This is a genomic window from Pseudomonas sp. SWRI179, assembly GCF_014268705.1.
GTDB classification, from domain to species: domain Bacteria; phylum Pseudomonadota; class Gammaproteobacteria; order Pseudomonadales; family Pseudomonadaceae; genus Aquipseudomonas; species Aquipseudomonas zanjanensis.
The window spans coordinates 62,912-77,388 of sequence record NZ_JABWRA010000006.1 but is presented as its reverse complement, the minus strand read 5'-3'; the positions used below and the strand labels follow the sequence as shown (position 1 = coordinate 77,388).

Below are 14,477 nucleotides of genomic sequence, written 5' to 3'. Positions count from 1 at the left end.
CGCGCGCCTGGCCGGCCATGCCTACTTCGAACTGGCCGGTCGCAGCCTGCCGCGGCCCTTGCCGGACAGCCCCGAACCGGCCTGCTGACCCAGCGTCGGCTGCTTGGCGATCATTACCTCAACGGCGCTGCGTTGGCCGATGGACAAGGCACTGGTTTGGGCGGGTGAAGGTCCATGTTCGGCGGCGGAGGCAATGCTGTTCGCTTGAGGCTTGAGGCTTGAGGCTTGAGGCTTGAGGCTTGAGGCTTGAGTCATGAGTCATGAGTCATGAGTCATGAGCCTTAAGGTACGAGCCATTGTGGATGAGTCATTGTGGCGAGGGAGCTTGCTCCCGCTGGGCTGCGTAGCAGCCCCGATGCGGCCATCGAGGGTGCCAGATTACTCGGGCCAACTGGCGCGGGGGGGGCGCTTCGCACCCCAGCGGGAGCAAGCTCCCTCGCCACAGATGTATTCAGTAAGGGGGGGTGTCGACATCAAGGGTGGGGCTGGCGAATGACCACCAGGCTCGTCTCGTTGTAGACGTGGGACTATGATCACCTGAGCGGCAGAAAGAGTTCGGTTACGGCTTCGTTCTCGGCAACGTCCGGAAAGAACGTAATGCGCTGGCAATAGAGCGGGAAATCTCCCGGTTCCTCACCGCTGGCCGGCAGCCAATCCCTGTAGAGGTACAGCGCGGCAGGCTCAAGGTTATCGGCGCCACCTTCGACCCGCAGCACGGCACAACGCCCGGCAGGGATACTGCCGGCCTTGATCGCTTCGCCGTTTGGCGTGATGGGTTGGTCCGTCCCTGCGCATAGATCCAATCGATAGTGTTGCGGTGCAGTCGCGCGCGGGTCGGTGTGGAAGACATTGAACGTCGGGCTGATCGGCGGGACCAGGCCGACACTGCGTCGCCAGGTAATGAAGCGTTGGATCGTCGCACCGATCGTCGCGGGATCGCCTCGGTGTTCCATGATGGCGACGGGTGTCGCGAGAACACTCCGGATCCGTACATCGCTGGGTTGATAAGTCGTGGGCATGAAACGGTTCCTCGCGTTGTGCAGTGGCGTGAAAGTAATGCCCCAATGCTGCCAGTCGGGCGATTTGCGGAAATTCGAGGGTTGTTGGCCCACGCGCTGTCGAAAGGCACGGGCAAAGGCGTCAGGCGCACCGTAACCGGCACCCATGGCAATTTCGGTAATCGTCTCATGTTCGCGAAACGCCAGTTTGTAGGAGGCGCGTTTCATTCGAGCGAGTTGGACATAGCGGTGCAAGGGCAGGTTGAACGTCGCCATGAACTGCCGGTGGAAATGGTATTTCGAAAAAACCGCGACGCCGCTCAATGTATCCAGGTCCAAGCAGTCATCCAGATGCCGGTCGATGTAATCGAGTACCTTCTGCATCCGGGATTGGTAGCGCTTTTGTGTGTCGGTCATGGTCTTTTCCTATAGAGGACACCAGCATGAGGCCAGCCAGCCCGATGCGCTCGACCGATCTTGCTATCTTGAATTTGCAACCGCCTGCCGCGCTTCGGTACCCACGACCAGCCAGATGCCGACCCCGGACACGGCCATCCCCACCGCCATCTGCCAGGAAAGTGGTTCGTTGAACATCGCCCAGGCCCAGAGCATGGTAATGGGCGGGCTGAGGTACAGGACGCTGGCGACGCGGGTGGCGGTCGTGCGGCGCAGGCACAGCCAGTAGAGCCCGTAGCCGCCCATTGTCGAAATGCCCGCTGTCCACAAGACGCTCAGTGCAAAGCCGGTGCTGGGTAGCGGGGCCAGGCTGCCATGGACGCCTTCCACCAGGGCGAAGGCCAGGCCCGACACGCAACACTGCAGCCATAGGTTGGGCAGCAGGCCCAGCGATTGTTCGGCGGGCAGGTATTTCTGCCACAGGGTCGCGACGGCGAGCGAGAGCATGCCAAGCAGCGGCAGGCCATAGGCCCACAAGGGTGCGTTGCCCCACGCCAATGCGCCCTGGGTCACCAGCATGACGCCGACCAGGCCGATCAATAGCCCCGCCCAGACCTGCCAGGCCAGCCGTTGCCGGAGTACGCCGGCGGCCAGCAGCGCCAGGCCCAGCGGCAGCAGGTCGGCGACCAGCGCGGCCAGGCCCGCCGGTACACCCAGGGCAATGCCTTGGGTGATACCGCCCAGGTAGCCCGCCATCGCCAAGAGGCCGATGCCGGCGTTTTTCAACAGCGCGACGGGCGAGGTTCGGCGTAGTTGCCCGGCGACGAAGGGCAGCAGGACGAGCGTGACCACGACGCACCGCCAGAACACCACCAGCAATGCCGGCGCGTAGTCGATGGAAAAGCGCGCGCCAATAAAGCCGGAGCTCCACGACACCAGCAAAGCCGCTTCGAGCAAGGGCAGTGGGATCAGCCAATGCCAGGCGGGCCGGGACCGGGACGTGCAGGTCAACGCTTTATTCGGGTTCATGGCCACAGGCTACGGAACCCGGCTAATCTAATAAATCAAAATGAATTGCATCAGTCATTTACGAAGATTGAATCATGACGGCCATACTTGATATCGATTTGATACGTACTTTTCATGCGGTGGCGCGGATCGGGAAATTCAGTGGGGCGGCGGAACAACTGCACAAAAGCCCGGCGGCGGTCAGCGTGCATATCCAGCGGTTGGAAGCAGTGGCGGGCGGGCGGTTGCTCAACCGGGACAATCAATCGGTATCCCTTACCGCGTTGGGCAAGCGTTTGCTCGTGGCGACGACGGAGCTGCTCAATACCCACGACCGGGTGCTGGCCGACCTGCACGGCACCCGCCTGGCGGGACGTATCACCCTGGGGGTGCCGGATGAATATGCCGACCATGTCATCCGCGACATCCTCCCGACCTTCGCCACCGCGTGGCCCAATGTTGTGCTGGAACTCAAGACCGCGCCAAGTTACGCGCTGCGTGACCAGGTGCAGCGCGGCAAGCTTCAGGCAGCGGTGGTTACCCAGCCGAAGGGCCAAGCGGACACAGAAACGCAAGTGCTGGTGTCCACCACGCCGGTCTGGGTCGGGCCAATCCACGGGACGGTGGCCTCGCTGGAGCCGTTGCCGCTGGCGGTGCATGCGGCGCAATGCCCTTATCGGCAAGCGATGATCGAAGCCCTCAGGCAAAGCGGGCGCAGGACGCGCATTGTCCTGGAAAGCCCCTCCAACCAGGCCGTCAAGGCCTGCGTGGAGGCCGGATTGGCGATCAGCCTGATCGACCGTGGGCGGGTGACGGATGCGATGCGGATCCTTGAAGGCCTGCCGGTGATCGAGGAGCATGAGGTGGTGTTTATGCGATCGCAGGCGGCACAGGGTGATGAGGCCGTGGGCCTGCTTGCTCGTGCCATGCAACAGTGTTTCCGGCTGTAGAACCGGTCTGGGGACTGCTGCGCAGTCCAGCGGGAGCAAGCTCCCTCGCCACGGGGTTGCGCCCGTACTCAAAAGTGAAGTCGTACGCTGCTTTTGTGGCGAGGGAGCTTGCTCCCGCTGGGTTGCGCAGCAACCCCAATGACCGGCTCAAGCCGACAGCGGCGGGGTCCGAGGCGGGACCAGGCGCTTGGAGCCGATCGACTCGAACGCCGATGCCAGTCGCAACAGTTTCGAATCATCATAGGCGCGCCCGGCAAATGTCAGCCCGACGGGCATGCCGATGTCCGCCATGACGCCCATCGGCACGGTGACCGTGGGCACGCCCAGGTGACGAATGGCGAGGTTGCCGTTGGCGACCCAGACCCCGTTGCTCCAGGCGATATCGGCAGAGGCCGGATTGATATCCGCGTCCGCCGGCCCGACGTCGGCGACGGTCGGGAAGATCACCGCGTCCAGGCCCAGCCGTTCCATCCAGTCTTCCAGGTCGATCCGGCGTGTTTCTTCGAGCCCCCGCAACCCGTCGGGCAATGTCGGGATCTGGTCCCAAGGCGTGATGCCGCGTTGGGCCATCTTCACGTACTCATCCATGCCGGCGGCCAGGTCGTCCTCGCGGTTGGGCAGGGTGCCCGGGTCGTGGGGGAAGATCTTCGGTCCATCGACGTCGGCCAGGCGATTCAACTGCGGATCACCGTTGGCCCGCAGGAAATCATCGAATGCCCAGGCCGACAGGTCCCACAATTCATGGTGCAGGAATTCCTTGGAAACCAGGCCACGGGTGAACACCGTCGGCGTGCCGGGACGATCGCCCTCGCAATTGGACACCAGTGGGAAATCCACCTCGACCACTTCGGCGCCACAGGCCTCCAGGGCCTTGCGGGCTTGCTCCCAAAGGTCGATCACCGAGGCGCGAGTGATGATGCGCTGCCCCGTCGGGCCGCCGATGCCGGGGGCCTCGGCCGTGCCGGCTTCAGGGTCGGCATTGATGTACATCCGTGGCACGCCGAACCGAACGCCGGCCAGCGCTCCGGGTTTGCTGGCAAGGCTCGGATACGAAGCGGGACGAACCGAATCGACGCTCGGAATCGGCACCCAGGGCTGCAGGCGCCACAGGTCGCCACGGGTGTCCGGGTCCTCGGCCACCACCACGTCCAGCACTTCGAGCAGGTCGGCCATGGTCCTGGCGAAGGGCACCACGACGTCCATGGTCGGCGTCAACGGCCAGTTGCCCCGCACCGAAATCACCCCACGGGACGGCGTGTAGGCGCACAGGCCGTTGTTCGACGCCGGGCCGCGCCCGCTCGACCAGGTTTCTTCAGCCAGGCCGAATGCCGCGAAACTGGCGGCGGTCGCCGTGCCCGCACCGTTCGAGGAGCCGGAGGCAAAGGGGGCAGTGAGGTAGTCGCCGTTGTATGGGCTTTCCGCCCGGCCATACACCCCGCGCTGCATCCCGCCGTTGGCCATGGGCGGCATGTTGGTCTTGCCCAGGCAGATGGCCCCGGCGGCGCGCAGCCGTTCGATGGTGAACGCATCGCGATAGGCCACCAGGTCCTTGAACGCCGGGCTGCCGGACGCGGCGGTGAGGCCCTTGACTAGATAACTGTCCTTGGCCGTATAGGGAATGCCGTCGAGTGGACCGAGGGTCTGGCCGTTGGCCCGGCGGGCATCGGAGGCCTGCGCTTCCTTCAGCGCATCCGGGTTGCGCACCACCACCGCGTTGAGGGCGGTGGGCGTGTCGGGGCCGTCGTAGGCATCGATCCTGGCGAGGTAGGCCTGGACAAGCGCTACCGCCGTGGTCTGGCCCGATTCCAGCGCGGCGCGCAGTTGGGCAATGGAAACTTCGGTGATGTCGATCATGCAGTTACCGCCGCGGCAGAAGGATGACGGGGTGTGCGGTCCATTGACGTTGGGGCCTGGCACTTCAGGTCATCTCAAGGTGGATATTTATCGGGTTTTGACTACTGTACTACGGAAGATCGAACAAGGGCAGCCCAGGTTTGACGGGATTTTTCTCGGGCGTGCCAAAATTTCTCCTCCGTCAGACCTCGTTAAGAAACGGCTTCGGCAGGCGTAATGACTCGCGATTCCCAAGTCGCTGGCGCCGACGATGCGGTCACGCCCGCCGATTGGCGTGACGACGCAGGCAGTTTGGATCACTCAGCCGTTGCTGGACACCCCGTGCCGGGTATCCTGACAGGGTGACTGTGCGGACGACGTGTCTGTTTTTGCAAGGAGACCCGACTATGAATCCCCTGTCTTTTGCATCGCCTCCTTATGCCGATCGAGCCGCGGCCGGCCAGCGCTTGATAGAACCCTTGACCCAGTATCGTGGGCGGAGCAATGCGATCGTCCTGGCGTTGCCCCGGGGTGGCGTGCCCGTCGCCTGGGAGGTGGCCGACGCCCTGGGGCTGCCCCTCGACCTGATACTGGTGCGCAAGCTCGGTGTTCCGTCTCATCCGGAAGTGGCGATGGGCGCGATTGCCAGCGGCGCCATCCAGATTCGCAACGACGATGCGTTGCGTGCCCATCACGTCGACCAGGCTGCCTTCGATGCGGTGCTCCAGCGGGAAAGGCAGGAACTGGCGCGCCGTGAAGCGCTTTATCGCGGCAGCCGCCCACCTGTCGACCTGAAACAGCAGGTGGTCCTGCTTGTGGATGATGGCCTGGCCACCGGTGCGTCAATGATGGCGGCGGTCCATGCGGTACGCCTGCAAAACCCTCTTGCCATCGTGGTTGCCGTTCCAGTGGCGCCGGTCGAAACCGCCGAAGCCTTGCGCAGTGAGGTCGATGAGTTTGTGTGTCCGTTGATGCCCGAGTGGATGCGCTCGGTCGGCGATTGGTACGAAGACTTCAGCCAGACCCCGGACGAAACAGTGGTCGCGCTACTGGACAGGGCCTGGAGCAGGCCTCGTTCATAACCGCTGCGCGAGCCTGTCGATTTATGCCATGGCTGACGTACGGCACAGGCGCCGTTGTCCTTGAAGAGTTTCCTGAACTCGCGCGCTCAATAGCGATCTAGAGTCCATTGAGACCCTGAGCGTTGCAGCCAGGGGGTTTGAGGATGACTGATGTCGAACATTGAAGAGCTCCCCTTGGAAGCCTGTACGCCAAGCGAATACGAAAGCCTGATCGCTATGGGGACGAATGCGCTGGATGCCATTCCCGGTGCGGTGTACCTCTGCGATCGCCAGGGGTGGCTCGTGCGGTATAACAGCGAGGCGGCCGAGCTGTGGGGAAGGGCGCCGACGCTTGGAGAGAACGGCGACCGCTTCTGCGGCGCCCATCGATTGTTCCTGGCCGACGGAACGCCGCTGGCATTCGAGCACAGTCCGACGGCCTCGGCGCTCGATACCGGCATTGCGCCGCGCAATCAGGAAGTGATCATCCAACGTCCGGATGGCTCGCGGTTCGTGGCGCTTATGAACATCCGCGCCCTCAGGGATCGGCGGGGCGTCATTCAAGGGGTGATCAATTGCTTCCAGGACGTTTCGGCGCACCACGCCATGGCCGAAGAGCTTCGGCGCAAAAGTGCCGACCTGGAAGACTTTTTTGAAAACAGCGCGGTGGGCCTGCATATCGTCAGTGGCGATGGCACCATCCTGCGCGCCAACAAGGCGGAGCTGGCGCTGCTGGGTTATTCGGCGCAAGAATACATCGGTCGCCACATCACCGAATTTCATGTCGACGAGCCGGTTATTGGCGACATTCTCACCAAGCTGGGCAGTGGCGATCGCCTGGAGAGCTATCCGGCGCGCCTGAGGGCCAAGGACGGCTCGATCAAGCATGTCACGATCACCTCGAACGGCCGGTTCGAGAACGGAAAACTCTTCAATACCCGCTGCTTCACCATCGACAGGAGCAGCGTCCATGCGGCCGAGGCGGCGCGCCAGGACAGCGATGACCGGCTTTCGGCGACCTACGAAGCGGCGACCATCGGCATTGCCGAGGCCGGCATCGACGGCCGCTTGCTCCGGGTGAACGATGCCCTGTGCAACATGCTGGGCCGCTCGCGGGAAGAGCTCCTGGCGATGACCTTCCTGGATTACACCCACCCCGACTGCATTGCGCAGGATGCCGGGTTGTACGCCCGCCAAGTGGCCGGTGAATTGGATAATTACGTGCTGCGCAAGCGCGCGGTGAAGCCCGATGGCGAGGTGGTTTACCTCGACATCCACAGCTCATCGGTGAGGGACGCCAACGGTACGTTTCGGTATGGCGTGCGGGTGCTGCAGGACGTCACGCTGGCGCGGCGCATGGAAAACCAGGTCCGCGAAAGCGAACGGCACATGCGCAATCTCCTTGAAGCGTTGCCGGCCGCGGTGTACACCACCGACGCCGAGGGGCGGATCACGTTCTTCAACCGCGCCGCTATCGAGTTGTCGGGGCGCACGCCGCAGTTGGGTGAGATGTGGTGTGTGACCTGGAAACTGTTCAATACCGACGGAACCGCGCTGCCCCACGATCAATGCCCGATGGCGGTGGCGCTGAAGGAAAATCGGCCGATACGCGGCGTCGAGGCGATTGCGGAGCGGCCCGATGGCAGCCGTGTACCGTTCACGCCGTTTCCCACGCCTTTGCATGACGCCGATGGAAACCTGGTGGGCGCCATCAACATGCTGGTGGACATTTCCGAGCGAAAGCAGGCGGAAAACCGGCAGAAGACATTGATCGATGAGCTCAATCACCGGGTCAAGAACACCCTGGCCACGGTGCAATCCCTGGCGGCCCAGACCGCGCGCAATGCCGAGGATGCGAAGGACGGCTACCGGCGTTTCGAGGCAAGGCTGTTGGCCTTGTCGCGAGCACACGATCTCTTGACCAAACGGCATTGGGGCCAGACGCCGCTCGACACCCTGGCCCATGAAGTGCTGATGCCGGTCTTCGGGCATGAGCCTGGCCGTGTGGCGATCGAGGGGGCTGCCGTGGACGTCGGCACCCGCGTGGCGCTCAACCTGACGATGACCCTCAATGAACTGGCGATCAACGCGCTTAAATATGGGGCCATGTCGGTCGAGACGGGCACGCTCGCCGTCACCTGGCAGCTGCAAGCCCAAGGGGACGGAACGCTGTTGACCCTTGACTGGCAAGAGCGAGGAGGGCCAGCGGTCGCCCCGCCGGAGCGGGAAGGGCTGGGTTCGCGCCTGATGAAGCGTTGCATCGAGCGCGACTTGGGTGGCACCTTTGAGCTCACCTTTGCTTCACAGGGCGTTTGCTGTCGCTTTTCGTTCCTGATTGGGGTGGCTGGGGCATGACCCCATTGGCTGGAAACAGGGTGCTGGTCGTCGAGGACGAAGGCGCCATTGCCCTATTGATCGAAGAGATGCTGGAGGAATTCGGATGCGAGGTCGTGGCGTCGGTCGCCCGGCTCGCTAAGGCCTGTGAAATCGCTCGCGCGGTGCAAGTTGACCTGGCGATCCTGGACGTCAACCTGGCTGGCGAGCGCGTGTTCCCGGTGGCCGAGATTCTTCGTGGTCGCCACATTCCCTTTCTGTTCAGCACCGGATACGGCGCGAGCGGGCTGCCGGCCGAATACGCCGGGTGCCCGGTGCTGCACAAACCGTTTTCGCAAAGCGAGTTGCAGCAGAAAATGGCCGTAACGCTGAAGCAAGCCCGCGAAAGTGGCCTGGCATCCAGCATCGATGTTGACTGACCCACCGCAATCGCGAGCAGGCTCGCTCCCACAATGGATTTAGGGTGTGCCCACGATCTGAATCAAACCAGAACTCCCCTGTGGGAGCGGGCTTGCTCGCGAAAGCGGTAGTTCAGCCAACCACGATATCGACAAGTACGCCACCTTCGCGAGCAAGCCCGCTCCCACAGAGATTTGGGCCAGACACGACCTTTACGAATCGCTCGAAAAACTGTGGGAGCGAGCCTGCTCGCGATGACGTTGGCACAGGCAATTCATCGCTGACTGACCCACCGCCATCGCCAGCAAGCCCAGCCCTCGGCTTTCAAGCAGACCTCTACGAGACGTCGCCGCTGGACTGTGCTAAATCTCTTACCGGCAACCCACCGCCTTAACCCCATTCAAGGAGTGAACATGAGTCTCCACGGCCATTACGATCCAAAGAACATCTTTGCGCTGATCCTTCGCGGCGATGCGCCGTGCTACAAGATTTACGAAGACGCTGATGTGCTGGCCTTCCTGGATCTCTTTCCGCAATCGCGCGGCCATGTCCTGGTCATCCCCAAGAATTCCCAAGCGCGCAACATCCTCGAAGTCGAGCCCACAGTCCTCGGCGCAATGATGTCGGCCGTGCAGCGCCTGACGCGGATCATCGTGGACGAGCTGCAGCCGGACGGCGTCCAGATCGCCCAGTTCAACGGCGCGGTGGCCGGGCAGACGGTCTACCACATTCACATGCACATCATCCCTCGCTGGGAAGGTGAGGAAGCGGGTGCGCATGGCCGGGGCAAGGCCGATCCCGAGGAACTGGAAAAACTCCAGGCTCGCTTGGTTGCGCGGATCCGCTCAGAGGCCTGACAGCGGGCAAAACCACTTCGCACGCGCTGCCGAGTTGGAGGATTGATCTAGGGGCTGCGCAGCGCTAATCGGTGGCAGTTCGGGCAGGCGTGCGGCGGTACATCCAGCATCGATGCACGCAGGCCCACCGCTTTCGCGAGCAGGCTCGCTCCCACAGGGGATGTCGGGTTGATGGGGGGAATTCCCGCTGTCCCGGGACCCAGTGTGGGAGCGAGCCTGCTCGCGATGGGGGCAATACATTCAACAACAATGCACACAGACCCACCGCTTTCGCGAACAAGGTTGTGCACCCCAGCACAAACCCCACCAACAATTCGCCACTCAATCCCTTGCCAACCGCTACCATTGCACGCTGACCTCCCGACACCCCCGGACTCCACCTCCATGAAATTGCGCCTGCTGACCGCTGCCTTGTTTTTCACTTGTACCCTGGTTCACGCCGCTGAATCGAAACCCGTTCCCAAAGCCCTGGAAGAACAGATCGGCCGCCTGGTCGCGCTGATCAAGGACAGCTACGCCACCGGCTATCCCGAAGCGACGCTGGTGCAGACCCTGGACACCGGCGAGGACAGCCAGGTCACTCTTGCGGTTTTCACCATCGAGGGTTTCGGCATGGGCAACAACTACAGCCAATACCTGGCCGCCTTCACGCCCGAAGAGAACGAAGAGGGCGTGCCGCACTACAGCCTGTTGGACGTGATGCGCATCGGTGGCGACAGCTGGCGGGCCATCGACAACCTCGATGCCAAGTTGGTCAGCGACCCGACGGGTGAACAGACCCTGATCGACATTCCCGTGATGGAGAATACCGACGAGGATGCGCCGAATTTCCCAAGCCGAGCCGCCGTGATTCACCTGTCCCTGGACGGGTCACAGGCCGTGCGATTGGTTGAGATCAAGTAAAGCGGTACGCCGGATCGGATTTTTATGCGATAGCGATAGGCGTTGTGATCTCTCTGGAAAGAGCGTTAGCGCTGGACAAACGTTGCAACCTGTTTCGGTGGTGGAACGGTTAAACGAGTTTGTAGGAAGCGACGGAGCGAATATTGCCCATTGACTTGCAGGACATTTCCTAGAAAATTCCAGTCCCTTGCGCCTGCTGATTTTGGTGCCTAGTCTCTGTCCACCGCTGCCAATTCAGCGGTCGGGTTTAGTCGCTCGGTATCTCGTTAGGCGCAAGGTCTCCTTGAAGTCAGGCTACGTTTTTCTCGCTGATTTTATGGTGGCTGTGCGCAGGGCACTTTCGGGTGCGCCGGTTTCCTAACGTCCCGGTCGACTAACCTGCGCACAGCCGCCACCCCACTTCGTTTAGTCGCGAACAGTGGCGGACCCGACTGACGTTAGGAGGTCCATATGGACAAACTCATCCCAGACCCACCCGTTCCACCGCTGCACCTGGACATCGCGGCCGACGCCAACGCCGAACGTGTCATCGATTCCTATCTGAACCCCAAACCCGCCCAGCCTGACAAGAAGCCACCTCCGGACCAGTTATTCACCGTCGTGGAGGGCGTCGATGTTGAAAGCCTGTTGGCTAACCTCAGCGAAACGTTAGCCTCCGCCAATGCCATGGCCAACGATTTGGCGTTTGACCTGAAGGATTCTCGACGGCATGTTGCACTAGGGCTGCAACAGTTGATTGAACTAGGTCAGCTATTGGCAAACCGGGCACTGGATGTCATCGACCCTAGGTAAGCGTCCGGTGGAATAGACTCCATTTTTAGCAAGATGGATCGGGTCGGAAGCGAAGGGCTGCTTCCGACCCGAAGCGGTCGTAACGCAGCTCCAAATCAGGGCTTGAATGGGTCGATCCAGCCAGGCCGAAGTCCAGCCTCATATTCTTTGCGTACGTAGGCGAGCGACTCTGCGCATCCCATTTCCGCCTCGATAGCGCCTATGCATCCCCAGCAATCTTCGCCGCAATTGCCTGATAGCGGATCTGCTGGATTGTCCAGTAAGCGTCTGCAGATCGTGCAGTATTCCGGCTTATTGCTGTTCGTCATAATCCCACTTTCCAAACGTACGGTCTTGGCCGACAGCTGCCGTGGCCTAACCTTCGCGAGGATTAAGTTCGAATAAGCCAAAGCAATCCAGCAATGGCGCGATTCGCTCGACCATCACGACCTCCGAAGGCAGAACCCTAAGGGCTAGTCGGTCCTGCCTGCTTTCTCGGCATGCGCAAGGCTGGCCGAGGAGCGGTTGATTGACATCAGCGATCATTAACCCCGTCCGGTCAGATTACGGGCCACCTACGAGCCACGGATTGGGTTCGTCAAAGCGAGCCGGTGTCGGCATTTTTCCAGCGAAGAAACCCTCAAACACCATGTGGAATCTCTCGCGGAAATCGTAGATCTGCTTTCTTTTCAGGTTTCGGATCTTGAAGCGATCCTTCCGATCAAAGTGGCATCCGAATAGCAGAGAACTGTAGCTGAATATCTCGAACACCCTATGTGAGAGTGCCTGACTGAAGCTTGTCTCTGTTGCGATTTGATAGAGTGCCCACTCCAGCAGCCAGTATTCTTCACGATCCCAGAGTCCCGCTTCGTGTAATCGTCCGATGAACGAGGCGTCTTCGTATGCTTCGCCCCCAACGAAATTTCTTGCGATCAGAGCGTGCGGATCCATGTTAAGTATTTTCCATATCGGATAAGGTCGACAGCGTACCGAGGTGCCCGCTCTCGGACAATCTTCAGCACAGCTTCCGCGCCCTACATAGCGGAGCGGTTGGCTAGCCTGTCACCCATGGAGCCCAGGAAATGCAGGTTTTTGAAATTTTACCGCTTGAGGCTATTGGTCCTGTTCGTCTTGGCGCAGCACGCGCTACAGCGAGGCAAAAGATGGCTGCCATCGGATTCCCGCTCGAGCATTCCCATGACCGCGTCGATTATTTTTGCGAGTCCTGCGTGCAGGTTTCCCACGGGCCGAACGATGAAGTCAGCTTCATTGGTGTCTGCGGAAACCCGAACGTCACGTTCATGTTCAAGGGAGTCGATGTCTTTGCGCACTCTGCCACACATGTGTTTTCAGTGATGGCTGCTTCGGACAATTCCGGCCAGCACGAATTCTCATCCTATGAATACCTGTTTCCAAACCAAATCCTGACGCTATGGGATGCGGATGAGCAATATGACCGCCAAGGAGGAGAAAGCCGTGAAGTCTGGGGTCAAGTCGGCATCGGAACCAGCGCTTACATGGCGGCCATTCGCGCCATCAAGACAGGCATGTGAATGGATCCCGATTGAATGAGAGATGGTTTACAGGGCCATCTTCGAGCAAAACGCGACCCGTTGGGAACGACAGCTTTCGGCCAAAAGCAGCCCGTCAGGATCATGGCAAGCACTGCTGAACAGTTAAGGCGTCGGGGCTCACTGTCCGACTTATTCAGGGAAAATCTTTCCCGCCGTTCGGGTACCGACACCTGCAGATGCGGCCCACAGCCATGCGGCAGCCGTTTAGAACACCATACTTTTCGATGGCTTGTATCGCATAGTTTGAACAGGAAGGCTCAAATCGGCAGGCATCTCGCAATCGAGAGGGAGCAACTCGCTGATAGCAGCGAATTGCTGAGACGGCGCAAAGCTTGATCATCGGGGCTTGCGCAAAGAAATCACGTAATAGTGGTTCAGCACGTTTTTCTTCCCCATTAACGCGTCGAAGCATCCCGGTTTGACTGAAACGCCAATCGTGTCAATCCGATAGAACTCCCACCCATCCTCAGCATGAGTGTTGACCACATTTTGTAGATAAACAGCGGCCTCGTTACCCCGGTGCTCCTTCGCACGAACTTCAATGTTTGGCGGCACTTGAACCATTTTGTAGATGTACATCCGTGATCACCTTATGAATGCTCGTATTCCCCTGAATACAAAGCGCATTCGCTTTATATCTGGTTCCGAGCCGGATGAACAACCCGAATCGCACGCTCCCAGATCGGCCAGAAAAGCAAGCTCTCACCAGGGCGCCTTCCGGCCATCGGCTGCCAATCGTGGAAGGCAGCTTGCGGTCGTAACAGCCCTATTCGATCCGTGGTTGACCTGCTAGCAGTTGCTGACTTGGCCAAGGTCAATGGCGACCTTGGCCGGGTAGCCGGACTACTGAAACTTTGGCTCGCGGAGAAGCGCGGACAAGGCGCAAGTCCAATGGATGTGGAAGCGATGATGAATGACTTTCGTAAATTGCAGAGCGAGGTGCTTTCCATCATGTCACGCGTCGTAAGATGACTGCTGAACGTGTCGTCTGACACAAAGCAAAGTTCATCTTCGCACAGTCATGCCGTATCGATGCGGCCAATCGAGCGCCTGATGTTAGATTGATAGGTGGCTAGCCAACGCATCGAAGGCTCGTTCTGCAGCATGTTGCATGCATCGACGGAAGCATTGGTTGGCAGCACGCCCTATGTCGAGGCACGCAGTGCTGCGACCTCGATTCATCGGCGATGGAACTGATGAGGCGGGTGACGGCTGTGGTTAAGGTGAGTCGTGAGGCTTTCAGGGCAAGATTTGTGGTGGTTGAAGCCCCAGCACGGGAGGCGCGCACGAATGGTTGCCTTGTACCGCTTGGTGATGGAGGTCGAGAAGCAAATCATGTGATTTGGTATAGACTGGATTGCACGATCCAAAATGCGAATCGGTAAGCATTGTC

Annotated in this window: 16 protein-coding genes; 9 read left to right on the top strand and 7 right to left on the bottom strand. The window is 60.6% G+C overall.

The features are described 5' to 3' along the window. Window positions 1-21 precede the first annotated feature (21 nt). The 3 genes from HU767_RS05170 to HU767_RS05160 form a co-directional block, all read right to left on the bottom strand. Window positions 22-255, bottom strand: a complete 234-nt coding sequence (locus HU767_RS05170; RefSeq protein WP_186728714.1) for a hypothetical protein — start codon at window positions 253-255, stop codon at window positions 22-24. 278 nt (window positions 256-533) lie between these two features. Further along, window positions 534-1,415, bottom strand: coding sequence for an AraC family transcriptional regulator (locus HU767_RS05165; RefSeq protein ID WP_186728712.1), 882 nt, complete (start codon window positions 1,413-1,415; stop codon window positions 534-536). Between the two features lie 63 nt (window positions 1,416-1,478). Continuing rightward, window positions 1,479-2,423 carry a DMT family transporter gene (locus HU767_RS05160; RefSeq protein ID WP_186728710.1) on the bottom strand — a complete coding sequence of 315 codons (945 nt, stop codon included), beginning with the start codon at window positions 2,421-2,423 and terminating at the stop codon, window positions 1,479-1,481. Window positions 2,424-2,497: 74 nt separating this feature from the next. Between HU767_RS05160 and HU767_RS05155 the strand changes: the two genes are divergently transcribed. Continuing rightward, complete coding sequence (locus HU767_RS05155; RefSeq protein WP_186728708.1) at window positions 2,498-3,352, top strand: LysR family transcriptional regulator; 855 nt, start codon at window positions 2,498-2,500, stop codon at window positions 3,350-3,352. A 147-nt stretch (window positions 3,353-3,499) separates the two neighbouring features. On the opposite strand, the gene HU767_RS05150 is transcribed toward HU767_RS05155, so the two are convergent. Further along, window positions 3,500-5,206: an amidase gene (locus tag HU767_RS05150; RefSeq protein WP_186704766.1), complete on the bottom strand. Its 1,707-nt coding sequence runs from the start codon at window positions 5,204-5,206 to the stop codon at window positions 3,500-3,502. Between the two features lie 386 nt (window positions 5,207-5,592). On the opposite strand from HU767_RS05150, the gene HU767_RS05145 reads away from it, so the two are divergent. The 6 genes from HU767_RS05145 to HU767_RS05120 all read left to right on the top strand — a co-directional run bounded on the left by HU767_RS05145 (window position 5,593) and on the right by HU767_RS05120 (window position 11,531). Then, window positions 5,593-6,267, top strand: coding sequence for a phosphoribosyltransferase (locus HU767_RS05145; RefSeq protein WP_186728705.1), 675 nt, complete (start codon window positions 5,593-5,595; stop codon window positions 6,265-6,267). Window positions 6,268-6,417: 150 nt separating this feature from the next. Further along, window positions 6,418-8,601 carry a PAS domain S-box protein gene (locus HU767_RS05140; RefSeq protein ID WP_186728703.1) on the top strand — a complete coding sequence of 728 codons (2,184 nt, stop codon included), beginning with the start codon at window positions 6,418-6,420 and terminating at the stop codon, window positions 8,599-8,601. Then, the gene (locus HU767_RS05135) at window positions 8,598-8,999 is read left to right on the top strand and encodes a response regulator (protein ID WP_186728701.1); all 402 of its coding nucleotides are present in this window, start codon (window positions 8,598-8,600) and stop codon (window positions 8,997-8,999) included. The genes HU767_RS05140 and HU767_RS05135 overlap by 4 nt, the downstream gene beginning before the upstream one ends. 393 nt (window positions 9,000-9,392) lie before the next feature. Further along, window positions 9,393-9,836 (top strand): HIT family protein, encoded by a 444-nt coding sequence (locus tag HU767_RS05130; protein WP_186728699.1) that lies wholly within the window; start codon window positions 9,393-9,395, stop codon window positions 9,834-9,836. Between the two features lie 384 nt (window positions 9,837-10,220). Then, entirely contained in the window at window positions 10,221-10,739 is a 519-nt protein-coding gene (locus HU767_RS05125) for a hypothetical protein (RefSeq protein ID WP_186728697.1), read from the top strand. A gap of 450 nt (window positions 10,740-11,189) precedes the next feature. After that, window positions 11,190-11,531 (top strand): DUF6124 family protein, encoded by a 342-nt coding sequence (locus tag HU767_RS05120; protein ID WP_186728696.1) that lies wholly within the window; start codon window positions 11,190-11,192, stop codon window positions 11,529-11,531. Between the two features lie 543 nt (window positions 11,532-12,074). On the opposite strand, the gene HU767_RS05115 is transcribed toward HU767_RS05120, so the two are convergent. Then, window positions 12,075-12,461, bottom strand: coding sequence for an Imm41 family immunity protein (locus tag HU767_RS05115; RefSeq protein WP_186728695.1), 387 nt, complete (start codon window positions 12,459-12,461; stop codon window positions 12,075-12,077). Window positions 12,462-12,592: 131 nt separating this feature from the next. Here HU767_RS05115 and HU767_RS05110 point away from each other — a divergent pair, with 131 nt between their 5' ends. Beyond that, window positions 12,593-13,063 (top strand): hypothetical protein, encoded by a 471-nt coding sequence (locus tag HU767_RS05110; RefSeq protein WP_077508731.1) that lies wholly within the window; start codon window positions 12,593-12,595, stop codon window positions 13,061-13,063. Between the two features lie 154 nt (window positions 13,064-13,217). Here HU767_RS05110 and yidD read toward each other — a convergent pair whose 3' ends face one another. Both yidD and HU767_RS05100 read right to left on the bottom strand, forming a co-directional pair. Continuing rightward, on the bottom strand, window positions 13,218-13,424 hold the full coding sequence (gene yidD / locus HU767_RS05105; RefSeq protein ID WP_186728694.1) for a membrane protein insertion efficiency factor YidD: 207 nt from the start codon (window positions 13,422-13,424) through the stop codon (window positions 13,218-13,220). Then, window positions 13,421-13,663, bottom strand: a complete 243-nt coding sequence (locus HU767_RS05100; protein WP_010457973.1) for a hypothetical protein — start codon at window positions 13,661-13,663, stop codon at window positions 13,421-13,423. Before HU767_RS05100 ends, yidD begins: the two co-directional genes overlap by 4 nt. Before the next feature lie 102 nt (window positions 13,664-13,765). On the opposite strand from HU767_RS05100, the gene HU767_RS28730 reads away from it, so the two are divergent. Continuing rightward, the gene (locus HU767_RS28730; RefSeq protein ID WP_250961510.1) at window positions 13,766-14,056 is read left to right on the top strand and encodes a hypothetical protein; all 291 of its coding nucleotides are present in this window, start codon (window positions 13,766-13,768) and stop codon (window positions 14,054-14,056) included. Window positions 14,057-14,477 lie beyond the last annotated feature (421 nt).